This window comes from Paenibacillus sp. UNC217MF, from assembly GCF_000686865.1.
GTDB lineage: Bacteria > Bacillota > Bacilli > Paenibacillales > Paenibacillaceae > Paenibacillus_B > Paenibacillus_B suaedae.
The window spans coordinates 60,988-81,798 of sequence record NZ_KK366030.1; the positions used below are offsets into that span (position 1 = coordinate 60,988).

Sequence of the window (20,811 nt, forward strand, 5' to 3'; positions counted from 1 at the left end):
GCGTAGTGAGAATAAAAAAATTGACAAGCTCCACGAAGGAAGCGCAAGCGATGCACTTCCTTCATGGAGCTTTTTTTGTCGTACACCAGGGTGCACAAGGGAAAGGAAGCGATACGGGAGGATACAAGGATGATATGGTGTTAATTACCATATGTTGATTTTGTAACAATGTATAAACTTTTACCGTTTTATACCGATATACCAAACGTATTTTGGCAACGAGACTTGGCAAGCAAAGGGGTGTCAACATGAAGAGGTTTATTCAGTGGACTACAGGAATACAACAATCCTTACAAAAGAAAATAATATGCTTACTTGCGTTATTTATTGTCGTTCCTACGATTATTCTTATCATTATCCTGACAGGTACGGCAGCAAGCAATACGAAAGACATGGTCTACAATCAAGTGAATGGGGCTACCCAATCCATTGTCGGTATGCTGGATGACATGTATGATTCAAATGCCTATACGGTAAACAGCCTGGCTGACAGCATTAGTAAGAATTCGCAACAAAAGGACTGGATCCATGATCGGATGCTGGAGATTGCCAAAGATATTGAGAATATATATGCGGCATATGTCTTTGTAGATAATCAATACATACACAGTTCTAATGACAGTGATGAGACGATTGATGCGATGAAGCGGGACTGGTATCAGCAGGCAAAGAAAAGTGCTGGGAAAGTAATTGTGACGAAGCCGTATCGCGATGCGATAACGAATGATTTGGTAGTTACGTTCGCTAAAGAGCTCCCAGGGAAGAATGGAGTTGTTGCCATTGATGTGGCAATCGATCGGATTAACAAGGCTGTAGAGAAATACAAAGTAGGGAAAAGCGGTTATATCAGCCTGGTTGACAAGGATAATCAGGTCGTAACGCATCCGGTGTACAAGCAGGGGACGGTTCTGGACGAAGCTACGTACGGAGAGCTTGCCACAGCGAAAGACAACGGCTCATATAAGTCGAATGCGGCAGGAAGAAATGAGTTCGTCAGTTACGACAAACGCAACAAAATGGGACTGAACATCGTCTCGGTCATCGCCTTGTCGGAAATCAACAGCCAAGCCAACTACATTTTTATTGTCGCATCCATCTTCCTAGTCGTTCTTATCGCATTAATGGGACTATTTTTATGGCGGTTTGTAAAGAGTATTATTCGTCCCGTTCTCCGCGTGCAGCAGCTGACGGAACGGATTGCTGCGGGTGACTTCACAGAACGGATTCCGGAGTCGGATCGCAGCGATGAGATTGGACGCTTGGAGAAAAACTCCAACACGATGGCACAGTCCTTGACTGATGTTCTGCTTCGCATTCGCGAAGTGTCCGAGACGGTTGCAGCTTCTGCTGAAGAGCTCTCCGCTAATACAGAAGAGAATGTAGCGTCCCTGCAGCAGGTTGCTGCCTCTTATCAGGAGGTGTCTGCACAATCATCCCTCCTTAATGATCGTCTCAAAGCGGTTCGCTCTGATGCGCATCAGTCAGGCCGCCAGTTGAAGGAAGTTACCGAACTGGTTAATCTGTCCTCTGAGGCTGCTAATGATATGAGTGAATGGGCAGTACGAGGAGAGCAGGCGTTGAGCAGTGTACGCTCGCAAATGAATGCAATTACAGAACATACAGAGTTGGCGACCAAGGAAACGGAGCAGTTGATTGAGCAGTCTCAGCATATTCGCCGTATTGTCGTATTCATTCAAGAGTTGTCTGCACAAACGAAGCTGCTTGCCCTGAATGCGGCGATTGAAGCTGCACATGCGGGCGAGCATGGCCGTGGATTCGCAGTTGTAGCTGATGAGGTTCGCAAGCTGGCAGAGCAGACGAATGAAGCGGCTGGGCAAATTACAGGCATGATTCAGCATATTCATGAACGTTCTGAAGCGGTATGGACAGCAATGCAGAACGGTTCAGCCTCGGTAGAGGAAGGTCAGCAGGTGACGAAGACGGTGACGAGCAGCTTCGCCGACATGTTCGCGGCAGTTGATGAAATGAACGTACAACTGAGTCATATTGCACAAATGAGCACTCAACTCACTAGTGCCAATGGTACGATGATCACTTCGTTCGATGAAGCGAGTGAAATGACTAATACAACGCTGCTTGAAATGGAAAATGTGGCGGCAGCGGGTGAACAGCAAAATGCAGCCATGCAGGAAATGGCTTCGTACGCGAACCACTTGGCTACCATTGCTGATGATTTGCAGCAGTTGTCTGCGAAGTTCAAGGCATAGCTTGCCTTGCTAGGTGCGGCGTTACGGATGCATATAGATATACAAATAACGGAGAGCACTTGAACCGCGCCGCGGTTCGAGTGCTTTTTTTGTTGTCCTATCGGTTCACTTCTTCCCAGCAGCATCCATTTCGAAATAGCCCATGTGCAGAGCAAGGTCATGGAGTGCGTTCATGTCTGTACCGTTATGCAACTGATTTGCAACTGTCATCGCGTTTACTGGAAATGGTGGATATACAGGCTTGCGGGTGAACGGGCATTTGGGGAGGGGGTTAGCCTCTGAACATTGCAGGACATATCTGCAAGCGGCAGCCATAAATCCTGAACGTGGGGTGGAATAGATGAATGAAGTGTGGATAATGGGTGCGGCACGCACGCCAATCGGTTCATTTCAAGGCAATTATCGGGATGTGACTGCAGTGGAACTGGGCACAGCTGCTATTCAAGAGGCCTGCAGCCGCGCTGGCATCATGGGAGAACATGTGGATCAAGTATGGATGGGACAGGTGCTGCAAGCTGGAGTTGGGCAAAATGGGGCACGACAAGCGGCTTTACAGGCGGGCATCCCTATCCATGCACCAGCGACGGGGGTCAACCTAGTCTGTGGATCAGGGCTGCAGGCTGTCATGCTGGGGACACAGAACATCAGGACGGGTGATGCAGATATCGTCGTATCTGGCGGAATGGAGAATATGACCCAATCTCCCTATATACTCAAGCAGGCAAGACAGGGATATAAGTACGGGCACGGGGAGCTGTTGGATACTGTACTGCATGATGGACTGACCTGTGCCTTTCTACAGCAGCCAATGGGCATTACCGCAGAGAAATTAGCGGAACGCTATCATATCACACGTGACATGCAGGACGCATTTGCACTAAAGAGCCAACAACGTGCGGAATCAGCGATGCGTGAAGGAAGATTCGAAGCTGAGCTCGTTCCAATCCGAGTACCTGAACGCAAGGGGGCATTCCGGACGGTGGATACGGATGAGCACCCTCGCCATGGCATGACCATGGACAATTTAAGCAAACTGAAACCTGCCTTCCTTAGCAATGGCACAGTTACAGCGGGCAATTCGTCCGGGATTAATGATGGGGCAGCTGCTGTTATCTTGTGCAGCTCGGAAGCAGCTGTGAAGCGTAATTTATCCCCCCTTGCGGTGGTGCGCGGTTATGCAGCAGTAGGCGTGGAGCCGGAATGGATGGGACTCGGACCTGTATCTGCGCTGCGGAAGGCTGCTGAGAAGGCAGGCCTGCGCATGCAGGATATTGAACTGTTCGAAATCAATGAAGCTTTTGCGGCACAGGCGCTGGCTGTTACCGAGGAACTGGGCATTGATACAGAGATCGTCAATGTGAACGGAGGCGCGATTGCGCTCGGACATCCGATTGGTGCCAGCGGGACAAGAGTGCTTGTGACACTGCTTCACGAGATGGAGCGAAGAAAGGTGAAATACGGCGCGGCTGCGCTCTGTGTAGGAGGCGGTCATGGTGTCGCTGTCATCGTCGAACGGAGCTGAATCGGAACGACAGCATTCATGGCGAAGCTTTGAAACGGTGGACAGTGCTGCATACTGGTTCGAGCATCGCTGCGAGAAGACGCCGGATAAAGTCGCGGTCGTAGACGCTCATACAGGGAATCGATACACGTATCGAGAGCTTGCATGCCGTGCAAGGCAGTTGGCGTTAGTACTGCAGCATCATGGTGTTAGCGCTGGGGATCGGGTTGCTGTACTGCTGCTAAATCAGGCTGAGATGCTGGATGCACTGCTTGCCTGCAGACTGTTGAGCGCGATTGCCGCCCCAATGAATTGGAGGCTCGCGGAAGCAGAGCTGCATGAAATTGTACGGGACTGTTCGCCGAAGGTGCTGCTCTATGATCGAACGGTTCCTTCGCTTGCTGCTCTATCTGAAGCATTACAAGAAAGAAGCGTAGAAGTATTGGATGTGTCTGCGCTGCTGCATGAACAGGCGGAGCTCCAATGTGAACAGCCGGGGAGTTCGACAGTCAATGCAATCGAGGATGCAGCTGCTGAGATTGCAGCCGGGGCAACGGCAGATGAGCTTGCACAACCTCGTGACATATTGGCACAGGAAGCAATCTGCCTCGATGATCCATGGCTCATGATCTATACCGGGGGAACGACAGGGAAACCGAAGGGGGTTGTCCTGTCGCATGGCTCTGTATTCTGGAATGCGGCGAACACGGTAATTAGCTGGCAGTTGAACGAATCGGACGTTACGCCGACGATCTTGCCTATGTTCCATACTGGAGGCATTAATGCACTGACATTCCCTGTACTTATGGCTGGGGGAACGGTCGTGCTCGTGCGCAATTTCCAAGCGGATGACATGATCCGACTCCTTCGGGAAGAACGTTGTACGATTGTGTTAATGGTGCCGACGATGTATCATCTGCTCGTTCAGTGCGATTTATTTAGAAATGATATGTTTCCGGATATGCGAACCTTTCTCTCGGGAGGTGCTCCGTGTCCATTATCCGTATATGAAGCATTTCATGTTAGAGGCTTGCCTTTCAAGGAAGGATACGGCGCGACAGAGTCTGGTCCAAACAATTTCGTAATCGAGCCGGAAGCGGCTAGAATGAAGCCCGGATCGGTAGGTGTGCCGATGCTGCTCGGAGAGGCAAGGATTATTGGATCTGACGGGCGCGTGCTGGCAGCAGGTCAAGTCGGAGAGCTGGTGCTTCGAGGAGGTCATTTGTTCTCTCATTATTGGAACAATCCGCAGGCAACGGAAGAGACGATGCAGGATGGATGGCTGTTGACGGGGGATCTGGCTCGAAGGGATGAGGACGGCTATTACTATATTGTAGGCCGGAAGAAAGATATGATTATTACCGGAGGAGAGAATGTATATCCGCTTGAAGTGGAGCATATTCTCGAGAGTCATCCGAAGGTAATGGAAGCAGCTGTGCTTGGCATAGCAGATTCGAAGTGGGGCGAAGTTGTCGTTGCTGCTGTCAGTACAGGAGAGATCTCCTCCTTGACGGAAGAAGAACTCAAGCAATACTGTCAAGCGAGGATTGGGAAGTATAAAGTGCCCAAGCGCTTTATTCTCACTGAAGAGCTTCCTAAGACAGTAGTGGGCAAGCTGGACAAAAAGGCAATGAAAGCATGGTTTGGCGGTTGACCGAGGTCAGCCGCTCATTTTTTTGTAAAAGTGCTTGAAGCAGGTATAACTGTGATACAATATACAGGACAACATTGGAAAATAGAGGAATTGGAGGTTCTGCATGAAAGAAGGCCGCGTGCTTAAAATGAAATTAATGCCGCCCCCTTTGAAGAAGCAGCTGCTCCACCGTCCTCGTCTTGCTAAAGTGCTAACCCGCATTACAGATTTCCCGCTCACCATATTGACCTCTGGTCCGGGATTCGGCAAGACGACGGCGCTGTCCGCCTATTTGCGCTCCTCGGACATGACGTATGCATGGTACGGAGCATCTCCCCAAGACAATGACTTTATCCCATTTGTATCCCATATCATTTATACGTTGCGGCAATCGGTTCCCGATTTTGGGGAATCGCTGCTTGCTGAGCTGCACAGCGGTGGAAATCGGAACAGCAGTGAAGATATCATTGCCTTGGCAGACTTATTTTTGAATGAGTTGGTATCGCTTTCAGAACGGACGATATTAATCATTGATGATTACCACCTCGTCGAACCGACTACAAGCATTGACGAATGGATGCAGTATGTTGTGTCCTATTTGCCTGATTGCGACAAGATGGGCATCGTCATTTCCTCACGCGCCAAGCCTCAATGGGATGGTCTAGCTGCATTGCGCATTCGAGGCCATGTACTGGAAATTGGCAAGGAAGAGCTTGCATTCAATGAAGAAGAAATTGAAGTGTTGTACAGCGATTATTACGGGTACCCGCTTACGAAGCAGCAGCTTGAGCGTATCTATAAGCAGACGGAAGGCTGGATTATTGCGGTACAGCTTATATGGCAGCGGCTGCTGTCCTCCAATGGCTCGCTAGAAGAACTTCTGCGGGCGCCAAGAGATACGATGGAGGAGTTATTTCAGTTTCTGGCATTGGAGCTGTTCCAGAAGCAATCTTTGTCGATGCGCTACTTCATGTTGGAGACGAGTATCTTTGACGAGCTTACCGGTGACTGGTGTGATGCCGTATGCGGGCGAAGCGGTTCACATGCGCTGTTGTTTGAGCTGTGCGGCAGCGGCTTCTTGTCAGCAGTCGATGACAAGCAGTTCCGCTATCATGCCCTGTTCCGTGAATTCCTGCTCGATCAGTTGAGAAGACAGCATGATCGTTACGTGTCTTTGGCGAAGCAGGCCATTCACATCTTCGCATCGCGCGGCCGCTATGATCTGGCGATGGCACAGGCGATGGTTCTGCAGGATGCCGAAGAGACGGCACTGCTGCTTCAGGATGGGGGCGAGGAGTTGATACAGGGCGGTCATTTGGAATTCGTCCATGCCTCCTTGCTGACGATTCCAGAGCGTACGATGCGCAGATACCCATATTTGCATGTGCTGCATGGGGATATTATGCGTTATCGCTGCCAGTATGAAGAGGCGTCGGCCCAATACCGCATAGCCGAATATGAAGCAGATAGTGCCAGCAATCGCATTGTTCAGATGATGGCCCTTGAAGGGCAAGCTCTCTTATTTCTGGATACGATACAACCTGGCAAGGCAGAGCCTCTGCTGGAGCGTGCGATTGCAATTGCAGAGTCGCTCTATGGAGGCCGGATCATTCATGTAGATCGAATTGAAAGCGTTCACTTGCGGCATTCAAGCTATGAATCAGGTGGAAGGGTTCGAACGGGCGAGCGTGAGCGTCTTGGCCGCTTATATACATTGATGGCTGAAAATATGCTTAATGCGGGCAGAGGAACAGAAGCGCAGCTCTGGTACGATCGGGCTATTCATATTCACGCAGAGGGAAGAGACTGGCTGCTTGAAGCGCGGTTGTTCCTCCGCACCGGCAGACTGCACAAGGCGAAGTCGAAGCTAATGCATGCCCAGATGATGGAACAGGAACAGGGTTCGCTCTTCCGCGGGCTTAGCTACCATTCCAAGACATTATCCCGCTCGCACCGCGAGATTGATCTGCTGCTCTCGCTTATCAGCAGTATGTGCGGAGAGCCAGTTGCGGCGAAGGAGGCGGCAGAAGCGGGAATGATGCAGGGCATTCGCCTCAAGGCGCCCTTCGTAGAGGCTTGCGGATGGATGCGAATGGGGCATGCTGCGCAGTTGACTGGGAAGTATGATGCGAAGGTTGCTGCTGATTGCTATCAGGCGGCGCTGTCAATCATGGAACGGCTGGAAGTGAAGCGCGGCAGCGCTGAGCCATATATGGGACTCTGCTTGCTCTTCGGCAGAGCTCGGTCAACGGATACGGCTCTACGATACGGGCATAGTGCTTGGGAGAAGACGCAATTCGCGAATGATGGCTGGCTCACCTCGCTAATTAGGCTGAGCATGGGCATTGCACTGTTCAACGCGAATCGGTATGCCGAAGCCGAGGATGTTTTCCGTGAATGTAGTGAACGTTTCCTCGCTTGCGGTGATGGCTTCGGCAGCGCTGCTGTTGAGATGTGGCTCGCATTATGCGCCTATCGGACAGAGCAGGACAGCAAGTTCGCGGTTGCGATGGAGCGCTTTTTGGCGCGGACGGAGCGGGAAGGCTACTCGTTCCTGATCACGCGGCGTACATTGTTCGGGCCGAGCGACACGCAGCAGCTCATTCCGCTGCTTATTGAAGCGGTACGACTTGATATTTGCCGTTCCTACGCATCGACGATGCTTACGGAATTAGGACTAGATCAGCTTACGTACCACCCTGGATATACCTTGTATATACATACGCTTGGGAATTTTGTCGTCCAGCTTGGCGATATTGAGTTGTCGGACAAAGACTGGCAGCGTGGCAAGGCAAAAGAGCTGTTCCAGCTTCTGGTGACTAGACGGACTCGTTCGTTGACGAAGGAAGAACTGCTGGATTCTCTGTTTCCTCAATCAGAGGAGAAGGCGGCCAATCGAGACTTCAAGGTGGCGCTAAATGCCTTGAATACGGCCTTGGAACCGCATCGTCGTGTTCGTTCGAACCCTTATTACATCATTAGACGGGGAACCACCTATCAATTGAATCCGACTGCGGGCTGGGTGCTCGACGCCAATCGCTTCGAGATGGCGATCGAACAAGGGCTTGAAGCTGGCGATGTGGAGCAGGCAATAAAACTGCTGGAAGAAGGGCTCCTTATCTATGAAGGCGACTATATGCCTGAACGGCGTTACGAGGATTGGTGCATTGAGGAACGGGAACGCTTGCAAGTGTTGTTCATGCGTGGAGCAGAGAGATTGTCTTGCCACTATGCGGCTATGAATACCTTCGACAAGGCGATCCGCTGGGCGGAATCGATTGTAGCGAAAGATCGCTGCTGGGAAGAGGCGTACCGAATTCTGATTGCTTGTCATCTTCAAATGAACAATCGCAATCAAGCTTTGCGCTGGTACAACAAATGCCGAAAGGCGTTGGAGGAAGAGCTAGGGATCGAGCCGATGAAGGATATCCGAGAACTTGTTCGGGACATATCGAGTGTAATACTGAGTGATGACGAGTAAGAGGGTACTGCTGCGGAATGTTGCTTGCTTATCTGTTGATTAAGCTGGCAGTATGTCGTGCTGCGGTTTCCTAACCGATGCAACTCATTTGTAACTATACCCTCTTATGATGAATGGGAAATGATTCGTAGGGGGGTTTTTGGTGTCTATGACACAGTTATTTATTCGTGAAACAAGCAATCAGAAGCAACAATTGCATCGCAGCCATGATAAGCAACAGGCGGTTCGCATACAGATGTCAAGACTATTGCTGCTCAGCTTCATGTCCTTGCTCCTGCTGCTGATAGCTGCTTGTGGAAGCAGTGGAAGTGATGCGGGAGGGAACTCCGCGAAGCAAGAGAACAATGGTGCAGCATTGACAGAGAACAAGAATAATCAAACGGAAGAGAAGAAATCGTCCGATGGAGATAAGACGCCAATCAAGATCGGAGTGCTTGCTTCCATGTCGGGGGCGCTTGAAAGTTACGGCAAACAGACGGTTCGCGGATTCGAGCTTGGCATCGACTATGCCACACAAGGTACGAAGACGATTGATGGACGGCCAGTTGAGTTCATTGTAGAAGATACAGAAACGAAGCCGGACGTAGCTGTTAAGAAGGCAACCAAGCTGCTTGAAACCGATAAGGTTGATTTCCTTGTTGGTTCATCCAGCTCAGGGGATACATTAGCGGTTCTTCCGCTTGCTGAGGAATACGAGAAGGTTATGGTTGTCGAGCCGGCTGTTGCGGATAGCATTACAGGCGAGTTGTGGAACAAATACGTATTCCGCACTGCACGCAATTCCTCGCAGGATGCGGTTGCAGGCGCGGCGGCGATAGCGAAGCAGGGTGTTAAGATTGCAACGTTCGCACCGGATGGTGCGTTCGGCCGCGATGGCATTAAGGCGTTCAAGGAAGCAGCGATCAAGCTTGGTGCGGAAATTGTAGAAGAGCAGTACGCGGACGCTACTGCAACAGATTTTACCGCGAACATTCAGAAAATTGTAAGTGCAAAACCGGATTACTTGTTCGTAGTATGGGCGGGAGCGAATACGCCGTGGAAGCAGCTTAAGGATATGAAGGTAACGGAGCAAGGCATCAAACTGTCTACTGGAGCTCCAGATATCGCGGCTCTGAAGACAATGCAGGAGCTGGAGGGGATGGAAGGCTTCTCGGTGTACTACCATTCACTTCCGAGCAATGATGTGAATAAATGGCTCGTAGAAGAACATACGAAGCGATTCAATGGAGATTTGCCAGATTTGTTCACACCTGGAGGCATGTCAGCAGCGATCGCGATCGTGGAAGCGGTGAAGAAGACGGGCGGGGATACGACTGCCGACAAGCTGATTGCAGCGATGGAAGGAATGACATTTGATGCGCCGAAGGGCAAGATGACGTTCCGAGCGGAGGATCACCAAGCACTGCAGACGATGTATGCGGTGAAGCTGGAGAAGAAGGATGGTACCGATTATCCGGTTCCTGTACTTATCCGTGAACTGTCGCCAGAAGAGACGGCACCGCCGATTCACAACAAACGTTAACTAGGAGGTCGGGACATGAGCGGAGCGGAGAACAACCTCAGGACGGCCGAGTCGCTGCCGATTGAACAGGGGACGAATAGAGCTCGCCGCTCCCATTCGTCCCAAGCGGTGGATAAGATTTTGAGCACAACAGATTTGACGATTGCGTTCGGCGGACATATCGCAGTACAGGAAGTGAACCTCACCGTTGAGCGTAATCGCTTCAAGTCAATCATTGGCCCAAATGGTGCAGGTAAGACGACCTTGTTCAACTTGTTAAGCGGCGAGCTGCGGCCAACTTCTGGCCAGGTCCAATTCGAGGGGCGCGACGTGACGTTGCTGCCCCCATTCGAACGGACAAGGCTTGGGATGGGGCGATCCTTTCAGATCACGAATGTATTCCCCAATCTGACGGTGATGGAGAATGTACGGCTTGCTGTCCAATCCAGACATGGTGTTCGCATGAATTGGTATCGATCACTACGAGCGTATCGTCAGTTTGAAGAAGAAGCGGAGCATTGGCTCGAAATGGTGCTGCTTGGAGGAAGAGGCGGTGCTACAGCGAAGCATTTGGCGCATGGAGAGAAGCGCAAGCTGGAGCTAGCGATGCTGCTAGCGCTCCAGCCGTCGCTTCTACTGCTCGATGAACCGACGGCTGGCATATCGGTGGAAGAGGTTCCGGCGATTATGGAAGTGATCCGTCGGGTGAAGGATGCCAAAGATCGAACGATATTACTGATTGAGCACAAGATGGAGATGGTTCTGGATTTATCCGATACGATCGCCGTTCTGTTTAATGGGAAGCTGCTTGCAGATGGTCATCCGGATGAGATTATGAATAATGAATTGGTACAGTCTGCTTACTTGGGAGGGTTGTATGATGACGCTGCTGCAGGTGAATGAAATTGAGACGTATATCGGACAGTTTCACATTTTGCAAGGGGTCACCTTCCAAGTGAAGGCTGGTGGGATTACCGTACTGCTTGGCCGCAATGGGGCGGGCAAGACGACGACACTGCGTTCCATTATGGGATTGAATCCGGCATCCAAGGGAGAAATCCACTATAAGGGAGAACGATTGGATCAGCTTCCGACACATCTTATTGCTCGCAAAGGGGTCGGGTATGTTCCAGAGGATCAGGGAATCTTCACGGATCTAACGGTAGGAGAAACGATGCGTATTGCGATGAGAGGGAATAGCAAAGAGGCTGCTGCTCGGCTGGAATGGACCATGGAGCTGTTCCCAGATCTGCGCCGCTTCTGGAACCGCAAGAGTGGGCTCTTGAGCGGAGGGCAGAAGCAGATGCTGGCGATCTCTCGGGCATATGTGAACGACAATGAATTGCTCCTCATCGATGAACCTAGCAAAGGGCTTGCCCCGATTATGGTGGAGAAGCTGATGGAAGCTATCCAGCAGATGAAGGAGAAGACGACCGTGCTCCTAGTTGAGCAGAACTTCCTTATGGCAAGCCGCATTGGAAGCGCGTACTACATGATGGACGAAGGGCGCGTCGTGAAGGCAGGAACGATGGATGAACTGCGTTACGACGAGGAGACACGGCGGAAGTATTTGGGCATTGCGTAACCGATGCGCCAAAGAGGAGGGAGTATGTATTGAACGGGTTCATCAATCTGATTGTTAATGGGCTTGCGACCGGAATGCTCGTCTTCCTGCTCGCGTCGGGGCTGACACTTATATTCGGACTTATGAGCGTGCTCAACTTCGCGCACGGCGGCTTGTTTGCCTGGGGTGCCTATAGCGGGGTGTGGTTGTATGCGGCAACGGGCTCATTCGTCTTGGCGATTGTGGGGGCAATTCTTGTTGGAATGCTGCTTGGCTTCATGATGGAACGCATTGTCATTCGGCCCGTGTACGGCAATCATGTGCAGCAGATTCTGGTCACGCTAGGCGTTATGCTCGTGTTAAGTGAATTGCTCAAAGTTGTATTCGGCCCGAATCCACTTAAGGCGGATGCCCCGCCTATACTCAGCGGAAGCTGGGAAGTTGGCGGAGTGATTCTAATTAAATACCGAATCTTCATCATCGTAATTGGTGTGCTCGTGTACGGCGGATTATTGTTCATATTGAAGCGTACGAAGATTGGTCTAATCGTGCGCGCAGGCGTTATGAATCCGGAAATGGTTCAAGCGCTAGGCATTCCGATTCGGCGTGTATTCACGCTTGTATTTATGGTTGGGGCAGGTCTGGCGGCACTGGGAGGCGTACTGCTTGCTCCATACTCAGGAGTGATCTTTGCCGAAATGGGCATGCAATTTGCCATTCTTGCCTTCATCGTCGTTGTCATTGGCGGCATGGGGAGCATCCAAGGCTCTGCACTGGCTGCACTGTTAGTTGGCTTGTCGGGAGCATTTATGGCCTATTATGTGCCGGACTTGTCGCTTGCAGGCAATATGCTGTTGATGGTGGTCGTCCTTCTCATTAAGCCTTCAGGCTTGTTCGGGGCGAAGGGGGGAGCGTAATGAGACATATAAACATCGGAACGAAATGGTTCCTTCTGCTCGTCATTGGACTTGCCGTGCTGCCGTGGATCAATGACTCGCGCAGCTTCCTCATTATTATGACGCAAATTTGCATCTTCGCCGTCTTTGCGATGAGTTACGACATCTTGCTCGGTTATACAGGCATTGTCTCATTCGGTCATTGTATGTTCTTCGGTATTGGCGCGTACGCAACTGGTGTCATGCTTGATCGGATGGGGGCCAACATCGGAGTCTTGCTGCTGTCGATTGCAGCAGGTGTGATTTTGTCGGCGCTGCTCAGCTATCTGGTAGGCATGTTGTCTTTGCGTTTGAAGAATCACTTTTACGCAATGCTTACGTTGGCCTTTTCCGGATTGCTGCTTGTCTTGGCGGAGAAGTGGAGGTCTCTGACGCGAGGAAATGACGGCTTCACGTTCCCGATTCCCTCGGAGCTAAAGGATCGGACGGTGCTGTACATGGTATCGCTCGCTGTGATGGTTGTCATCTATATGCTGCTCAGAAGGTTCACGCAATCCCCCGTCGGTCGTGTGTTGATGGCGATACGTGAAAATGAGCAGCGAACCGCTTCGCTCGGCTATGAGATCATCCACTACAAGGTGTTTGCAAGTGTAGTCGCAGGTGTAGTCGCCAGCATTAGCGGATCCATGTATGTGCTGACACTGCGATTCGTCAATACGACGGTGTTCGCGATGGATATGACCTTGAACGCGCTTCTGATGACGATTATTGGCGGCGTTGGGACGCTATTTGGGGCGATTATTGGCTCAGCGATTATTGAATGGGCGCACCATGGCCTAACTGAGCTGGCTAAGTTCCACCCCATATTCGAGAGATGGATTATTTTCTTTGGCCTTCTCTACATTGTCGTCGTGCTCATCTTCCCAGCAGGCATAACCGGAACGCTCCGAATGTGGTGGATGAAGCGGAGAGGAAGGAGAGCCTCTTCGTCTCCTACGGAAACAGCATCACGGCATGGGAAGGAGGAGGCAGGATGACTTCTCGCAGGCAGAAGGACTCGGCTGCGGAGCACTTGGAAGAGGATGTGCACTTGGAGGCTCATGACAGTCGAAATCAGGACAATCGACATCATTTGGTTGAGGATACCTCTGTGGTCGGTTCCTTTGTCGTCCGCTGCCGGATACGGCAGGAGACCGAGGGATTGGACGATTGGCGAATCCGAATTACCTATGTACAGGGCCAGGAAGAGCAGACCGTTGCTTCATGGGAGGAAGCGGTTGGCTATATGCAGCTGATGATGAAGCGGGGGAATGACGCGCATGAACGAGAACGGAATGAATGAAAGAGAAAAGAATGAACAGTCGATCGTCCGTCTGTTGTCCGTAGGAACTTACATCCCTGATCAGAAAATGACTAGCGGCGATATTGCAGAAGCGTCAGGCATTCCTCAGCATATTGTGGAGTCGAAGCTGGGCATCCGGCAGAAGCCTGTCCCAGGGCCTGATGATCATCCCTGCGCGATGGGGGTTGCAGCAGCGAAGGAAGCGATTCGTCGTGCCCAGATCGCGCCTGAGGAAATTGATCTCATTATATATATCGGTGAAGAATACAAGGAATACCCGGTATGGACGGCGGCTCTTCAACTGCAGCATGAGATTGGAGCTGTAAATGCGTGGGGCTTCGATATGGGCTCCCGATGCTGTACGGCAATTATGGCTGTTCGGACAGCGAAGTCGATGATGTTGGGGGATTCTCGTATTCGCACTGTGCTGCTTGCTGGCGGCTATCGCAACGGCGACCTGATTGACTTAACGGATCCGAACACTCGCTTCATGGCGAACTTGGGTGCTGGCGGCGGAGCGATGCTGCTCCAGCGTGGGGCTGGCCCTTCGTATCCAGAGGTGCTGGATTCAGCAATTATTACGGATGGATCATTTGCGCAGGATGTCATCATTCAAGCAGGGGGAACGAAGCAGCCATTGACGGCAGAGCTATTGGCGCAAGGTCAGGCTTGCTTCCGAGTCCCAGATCCAGAACGGATGAAGTCGCGACTGGATGCGGTGTCGATGCAGCGATTCTCTCAGGTGGTGGAACAAGCCATTCAGGGTAGTGGATATACGGTCTCGAATATTGGTTTTATCGGCTTGCTTCATATGAAGCGATCCGCACATGAATTCGTGCTGCGCTCCTTAGGGATTACTGAAGAACGTTCCGTTTATTTAGAGGACTATGGTCATATCGGTCAATTCGATCCGATTCTATGTCTGGAATTAGGCGTAAGACGGAAGTTGATTCAACCGGGCAGCATTGTTGTATTAGCAGCTGCGGGCATCGGGTATGCGTGGGGCGCACTCACCTTAAGATGGGGGGACGAAGCATGAAGATTCATTTAAAATCCGTTGAATTGCCAAATGGGGAAACACTCGGATACCGTGAACGTGATGGCGGCGCTGAGGTAGTTGTGCTGATACATGGCAACATGAATTCGTCCTGTCATTGGGACGTCGTGCTGGAACAGATGGATGCTCGGTATAAGCTGTATGCGGTCGACCTGCGTGGATTTGGTATTTCTACCTATCATACGCCGATTGAGTCCTTGTCTGATTTCACTGCAGATGTGAAACAATGGGTCGATTTACTCGGTCTAACTCGTTTCACCCTCATCGGCTGGTCGACTGGCGGCGGGGTGGCAATGGAGTATGCTGCCGCTTATCCTGATGAGGTAACGCGGCTAGTGCTGCTGGCAAGCGTCTCGACTCGTGGTTACCCATTTTATGAGGACGGATCGAACGGCCTGCCAGATGTTACGCGCCGGATTACGACCATCGAAGGTATTCGATCATTGGCTCGCAATACCCTCATCGAATCTGCAAACATACGTCGGGATCGCCGATTTATGAAGCAATTGTATGAGGCCGTTATCTATGATCGGAATCAACCGGAAGAGGCAAAATACGAAACCTATATAGACGATATTTTGACGCAGCGTAATCTGATGGACGTGTATCATGCGCTGAACACGTTTAACGTGAGTGTATTTGATCATGAAGCATCTCCGGGAAGCGGGGCTGTGAAACGAATAACAGCCCCCGTTTTGGTTCTGCGGGGCATGCAGGATTTAGTTATTACTGAGGCGATGACGAGAGAGACGCTGGCTGATCTGGGAGACATTGCGGAGTTCGTTCCATTGACAGGATGCGGTCACTCACCGTTAGTTGACGATCTTCCGCAGCTGCTGCATGCAATCGAGTCCTTCTTGGGGAGAGATTCATCAGAAGCGGCTCCTAGCGGGTCAACTGCATCGGCCGGCCATACAGATTGAAGGGAGACAGGGGAAGACGATGACGATGAAGCTTACAGGGAAAACGGCAATCATTACAGGCGGAGCAAGCGGCATAGGGCTTGCAGCGGTACACTTATTTCTTGAGGCAGAGGCGAATGTTGTCATCGCTGACTTCAATGAGACGGCGGGACAGCAAGTGATCGATGAGCTGGCAAATGAACAGCGTGATCGCACGTTATTCGTGAAGACGAATGTAGCGGATGAAGAAAGCGTGCGGCAACTGATGGAGCAGACGGTTGCAGCATTTAGCGGTATCGACATTCTGATCAACAATGCAGGAATTACACGTGATGCAATGCTGCTGAAGATGACCCCAGAGCAATGGCAGGATGTAATCAATGTGAACTTGAATGGAGTGTTTCTATGCACGCGTCTTGCAGCTCCTTATATGGCGGCGCAAGGCAAGGGTAAAATCATTAATACTTCATCGATTGTTGGCGTTCAAGGCAATATTGGACAGACGAACTATGCTGCGACCAAAGCAGGCGTCATTGGCATGACGCGTACATGGGCTCGGGAGCTAGGATATAAGGGGATCTGTGTGAACGCGGTTGCCCCAGGCTTCATCGCAACAGAGATGGTGGCCAAGATGCCGGACAAGATTATTGACAGCATGCGTGAAAAAGTACCGCTGCGCCGATTAGGACGGCCGGATGAAGTTGCACAAGCATATTTATTCCTCGCTTCGGATGCAGCTGATTATATAAATGGAACAGTGCTGGAAGTGAACGGAGGGTTGTCCATTTGAATGGACTAGATGCTCGTCACAGCACTGTGGATAGCCGATTCGATCAGCGGCTGAATCAACCGCTTGTCCCGCGCCGCTGCGCTCAGGTTATGAGCGCGGATGAAGCGGTGGCGCTTATTGCGAATGATGCAACGGTTGCTGTGGGAGGCTTCGTTGGATGTGCTCACCCAGAAGCACTTACGTCAGCGTTGGAGCGCCGTTTCTTGAAAGAGGCGGCGCCGACAGGGCTTACAGTTGTGTATGCAGCCGGACAAGGGGATGGCGTTGTTCGCGGCGTGAACCATCTTGCACATGAAGGCATGGTGAAGCGAGTCATTGGAGGGCATTGGGGACTTGCTCCGCGTTTGGGCGCGCTTGCGCTCGATAACCGGATTGAAGCCTACAACTTTCCGCAGGGTGTGATTGTACATCTCTATCGTGATATTGCTGCAGGCCGATCGGGGACATTGACCCATGTCGGCCTTCATACCTTTGTCGATCCGAGGAATGGAGGGGGCAGGCTGAATGCAAGCACGGTGGAAGAGCTTGTAGAGCTGGTGCAGCTTGGAGGCCGAGAGCAGCTCTATTATCGAGCTTTTCCGATTCATTGCGCTTTCGTGCGCGGCACGACTGCTGATGGGCGCGGCAATATCTCCATGGAGCGAGAGGCAGTAACGTTAGAAATGCTGGCACTTGCTCAAGCAGCGAGGAACAGTGGAGGAATTGTGATTGCGCAGGTAGAGCGCATATTGCCGCACGGAACCATGCATTCGAAGCAGGTAGTCATCCCAGGCATGCTGGTCGATGCTGTCGTTGTCGCTAGGCCAGAGGAGCATACGATGACGTTCGCTGAGGCATACAATCCAGCATATGCAGGGGAGATACAGCAGGAAGCGTCCGCCGCATATGTGCCTCCAATGGCAAGAGATGAGCGGCTAATCATTGCACGGCGAGCTCTCATGGAAATCCCTTCCCACAGTGTTGTGAATCTCGGCATCGGACTGCCTGAGGGGGTTGGATATGCAGCACTTGAAGCGGGACGAACAGATATGACGCTGCTGCTTGAATCCGGCCCTGTTGGTGGTATACCTGCACGAGGGTTAAGCTTCGGCGCATCTGCGTTTGCGGAGGCCATTCTTGATCAGCCTGCTCAATTCGACTTCTTCGATGGAGGAGGGATTGATGTTGCTTGTCTGGGGATGGCAGAGGCAGACGGCAGAGGAGACGTGAATGTGAGTCTGTACGGCGGCAAGCTGACAGGCTGCGGCGGCTTCATTAATATAAGCCAAAATGCGAAGAAGCTTGTCTTCTGCTCCACCTTTACGGCTGGCGGTCTGAAGATGGAGATGGCTGATGGGGGCCTTCGTATCCTTCAAGAGGGACGCTTCCGGAAGTTCGTTCGGCAGGTAGAGCAACTTACCTTCTGCGCAGATTATGCACAGCGACGTGGCATCGAAGTGCTGTATGTGACAGAGCGCGCAGTATTCCGGCTGTATGCAGGGGAACTTGAACTTATCGAGATGGCACAGGGACTATCGCTGGAAGCAGACATTCTAGCCAATATGGACATCGTGCCTCGCATTAGTCCACAGCTGAAATGGATGGGAGAGGATCTGTTCCGATAGGGACTGTCATAGAGACTGTCTCATAAGCTGAGGCTGATTTACTGCCTGTAAGATGATAACTGGTAATGTGAAAGGTCGAGTAAGGGGGACGTTGGTACCCTAACTCGACCTTTTGTTTTATTGCTGCTTCGCCTCCATCACCTGCGTCTGCAATGGCTGTTCGAGGTGATTTTCAAGGCAGCGAAAATATTGTGAGCGCTATCAAAAAATGTTGCTTGCCTTACAAAACCGGGCGAGATTATCATGAAATTGCGGAAGGGGCCCAAAAATTACCGCAATCGATATGGAAAGGGGAAGATCATGAAGACGAACAGTCAACCGGGGGGGCGCCGATCATTTCACTTGCGTGAAAATGCTCAACTCTACCTTATAATGCTTCCCGTTCTACTTCATATTTTTATCTTCAGTTATATTCCGATGTACGGGATAATCATCGCATTTCAAGATTATTTCCCGGGAAAACCTTTTTTCTCATTTACAGATACGAATTGGGTAGGCTTTAAACACTTTATTGAATTTTTTAATGGTCCGTATTTTGGAAGATTGATGCGTAATACGTTCTCGCTCAGCTTTTATTTTCTGGTGTTTGGCTTCTGGGTGCCCATTCTGTTTGCGGTACTGCTTAACGAACTGAAGAGTGGCATCTTCAAGAAGTACGTACAGACCGCAAGCTACTTGCCTCACTTTATTTCGAACGTCGTCGTTGCGGGCATGGTGTTGTCATTCATCAATACAGATGGAATCATTAATACCATCGTGAAGATGTTCGGCGGGACACCGGTCGCGATAAACACGGAAGCGGGGTATTTTCCGGCCATTTATACGATTACGAGCATATGGAAATCATTTGGCTGGAGCAGTATTTTGTATTTGGCAGCCATGTCCTCTGTTGATCCTCATTTATATGAAGCTGCCAAGATGGACGGAGCCAACCGCCTTAAACAAATCCTCCATATTTCGTTGCCATCCATTCGTCCGACCATCTTATTCCTGCTTATATTCGCGATTGGCAGTTTGTTTTCAGCGAACAGCGAGTTTATTTTGTTGATCTATAATCCAATGGTATATGAAACGGCGGATGTCATTGGCACCTATTTGTACCGCGATGGCTTGCTTGGCGGACAATTCAGCTTAGGGACTGCAGTTGGGCTGTTCATATCGGTCATCAACTTCACGCTGCTGTATTTCGCAAATACGCTAAGCCGTAAATATTCAGATTATGCCTTGTGGTAAGGAGGAGTACAATGGCCTCGGTCAGGAAAAATCCGAACAAGATCAGGGAAGGCTCTGTCGTGGTTGACATTATCTTGTACGCGATCGCACTTGTCATTTGCTTAATCACCCTGTATCCGTTTTATTTCGTCATCATCATGTCGATCAGTTCGCCTTCGGAAGTAGCCGCCATGAATGTTGTTTGGTTTCCGAAAGGCTTTAACCTAAGCTCATATGAATTGATTGTGAGAGATGCGAAAATGTGGTGGGCGTATTCGAACACTTTGATTTACGTCGCCGCAGGCACGCTTTTAAACTGCTTAATGGCTGTATTGGGTGCATACCCGTTAACGGTACGCAATCTGAAGGGACGAAAATGGATCGTTGTATTTTTACTAATTCCGATGTATTTCGGGGGTGGATTAATTCCCTCCTACCTGCTCGTGAATAAGCTCGGGATGTACAATACCATGTTTGCAGTTATTATCCCCGGGATGGTTAGTATTTGGAATATTATCCTCGTCAGGACGTTTTTTATGACGATTCCAGATGGTCTGAAGGAATCGGCTTTTATCGACGGGGCTTCCCATCTGCAGCTGTTGTTTAAGATTATATTGCCGATTTCCAAGCCGATTCTTGCCGTTATTGCGATTTATTCGATTGTCGGCATTTGGAACAGCTGGTTCGACGCGCTTGTCTATCTGCCGAACGAAAAGCTTCATCCGCTGCAAATGTATCTATACCGTGTGGTCGTTCAACAGTCGGTGGATCTAAAGATGTTATCGCTTGAAGATACCAAAAATGCGGTGGCGAACATGTTGACCAACATCCAGTTAAAATACGCGATTATCGTTTTTACGGCATTGCCTGTCATATTTACGTATCCATTTTTTCAAAAGTATTTCATCAAAGGAGCGCTTCTGGGTTCTTTAAAAGAGTAGGACTATACTCTTTGAGGGAACAGATCGAATTAACGTCGAAGGGAATTGCGGTATGGACTAGAAAAAATGTTTTTGACAATTTGAAAGCGTTTGCAACATATCTTGGGATAAGATTTTAGCATTTCGGCTACAAGGGCCAGATTTTGGTGAAATCATTTT

At 50.6% G+C, this 20,811-nt stretch carries 16 protein-coding genes; all 16 read left to right on the forward strand.

From position 1 onward, the window contains the following. Window positions 1-248 precede the first annotated feature (248 nt). The 16 genes from BP95_RS0127205 (at window position 249) to BP95_RS0127280 (ending at window position 20,652) form a co-directional block, all read left to right on the forward strand. Complete coding sequence (locus BP95_RS0127205) at window positions 249-2,228, forward strand: methyl-accepting chemotaxis protein (protein WP_028533706.1); 1,980 nt, start codon at window positions 249-251, stop codon at window positions 2,226-2,228. A gap of 340 nt (window positions 2,229-2,568) precedes the next feature. Next, entirely contained in the window at window positions 2,569-3,750 is a 1,182-nt protein-coding gene (locus tag BP95_RS0127210; protein ID WP_028533707.1) for an acetyl-CoA C-acetyltransferase, read from the forward strand. Then, window positions 3,719-5,383 carry a class I adenylate-forming enzyme family protein gene (locus tag BP95_RS0127215; RefSeq protein ID WP_028533708.1) on the forward strand — a complete coding sequence of 555 codons (1,665 nt, stop codon included), beginning with the start codon at window positions 3,719-3,721 and terminating at the stop codon, window positions 5,381-5,383. The genes BP95_RS0127210 and BP95_RS0127215 overlap by 32 nt, the downstream gene beginning before the upstream one ends. 103 nt (window positions 5,384-5,486) lie before the next feature. Then, window positions 5,487-8,843, forward strand: a complete 3,357-nt coding sequence (locus BP95_RS0127220; protein ID WP_028533709.1) for an AfsR/SARP family transcriptional regulator — start codon at window positions 5,487-5,489, stop codon at window positions 8,841-8,843. Between the two features lie 142 nt (window positions 8,844-8,985). After that, window positions 8,986-10,365, forward strand: coding sequence for a substrate-binding domain-containing protein (locus BP95_RS0127225; protein WP_081819988.1), 1,380 nt, complete (start codon window positions 8,986-8,988; stop codon window positions 10,363-10,365). Between the two features lie 15 nt (window positions 10,366-10,380). Further along, on the forward strand, window positions 10,381-11,247 hold the full coding sequence (locus tag BP95_RS0127230; protein WP_021252602.1) for an ABC transporter ATP-binding protein: 867 nt from the start codon (window positions 10,381-10,383) through the stop codon (window positions 11,245-11,247). Then, on the forward strand, window positions 11,225-11,929 hold the full coding sequence (locus BP95_RS0127235) for an ABC transporter ATP-binding protein (RefSeq protein ID WP_028533712.1): 705 nt from the start codon (window positions 11,225-11,227) through the stop codon (window positions 11,927-11,929). The genes BP95_RS0127230 and BP95_RS0127235 overlap by 23 nt, the downstream gene beginning before the upstream one ends. A 29-nt stretch (window positions 11,930-11,958) precedes the next feature. After that, complete coding sequence (locus tag BP95_RS0127240) at window positions 11,959-12,825, forward strand: branched-chain amino acid ABC transporter permease (RefSeq protein ID WP_021252604.1); 867 nt, start codon at window positions 11,959-11,961, stop codon at window positions 12,823-12,825. Continuing rightward, a complete protein-coding gene (locus BP95_RS0127245; RefSeq protein WP_028533713.1) occupies window positions 12,825-13,841 on the forward strand; it encodes a branched-chain amino acid ABC transporter permease in 1,017 nt (338 codons plus the stop codon). The genes BP95_RS0127240 and BP95_RS0127245 overlap by 1 nt, the downstream gene beginning before the upstream one ends. Then, complete coding sequence (locus BP95_RS0127250; RefSeq protein ID WP_028533714.1) at window positions 13,838-14,146, forward strand: hypothetical protein; 309 nt, start codon at window positions 13,838-13,840, stop codon at window positions 14,144-14,146. The genes BP95_RS0127245 and BP95_RS0127250 overlap by 4 nt, the downstream gene beginning before the upstream one ends. After that, window positions 14,124-15,185 (forward strand): 3-oxoacyl-ACP synthase, encoded by a 1,062-nt coding sequence (locus tag BP95_RS0127255; RefSeq protein ID WP_081819989.1) that lies wholly within the window; start codon window positions 14,124-14,126, stop codon window positions 15,183-15,185. Before BP95_RS0127250 ends, BP95_RS0127255 begins: the two co-directional genes overlap by 23 nt. Beyond that, window positions 15,182-16,126: an intracellular short-chain-length polyhydroxyalkanoate depolymerase gene (gene phaZ / locus BP95_RS31500; RefSeq protein ID WP_036667647.1), complete on the forward strand. Its 945-nt coding sequence runs from the start codon at window positions 15,182-15,184 to the stop codon at window positions 16,124-16,126. Before BP95_RS0127255 ends, phaZ begins: the two co-directional genes overlap by 4 nt. Before the next feature lie 25 nt (window positions 16,127-16,151). Then, entirely contained in the window at window positions 16,152-16,895 is a 744-nt protein-coding gene (gene fabG / locus BP95_RS0127265) for a 3-oxoacyl-ACP reductase FabG (RefSeq protein WP_028533716.1), read from the forward strand. Beyond that, complete coding sequence (locus tag BP95_RS0127270; protein WP_081819990.1) at window positions 16,892-18,499, forward strand: acyl CoA:acetate/3-ketoacid CoA transferase; 1,608 nt, start codon at window positions 16,892-16,894, stop codon at window positions 18,497-18,499. The genes fabG and BP95_RS0127270 overlap by 4 nt, the downstream gene beginning before the upstream one ends. Before the next feature lie 243 nt (window positions 18,500-18,742). Next, a complete protein-coding gene (locus tag BP95_RS0127275; protein WP_231515213.1) occupies window positions 18,743-19,732 on the forward strand; it encodes an ABC transporter permease in 990 nt (329 codons plus the stop codon). A gap of 11 nt (window positions 19,733-19,743) precedes the next feature. Further along, window positions 19,744-20,652: a carbohydrate ABC transporter permease gene (locus BP95_RS0127280; RefSeq protein WP_021252612.1), complete on the forward strand. Its 909-nt coding sequence runs from the start codon at window positions 19,744-19,746 to the stop codon at window positions 20,650-20,652. The last annotated feature ends 159 nt before the right edge of the window (window positions 20,653-20,811 follow it).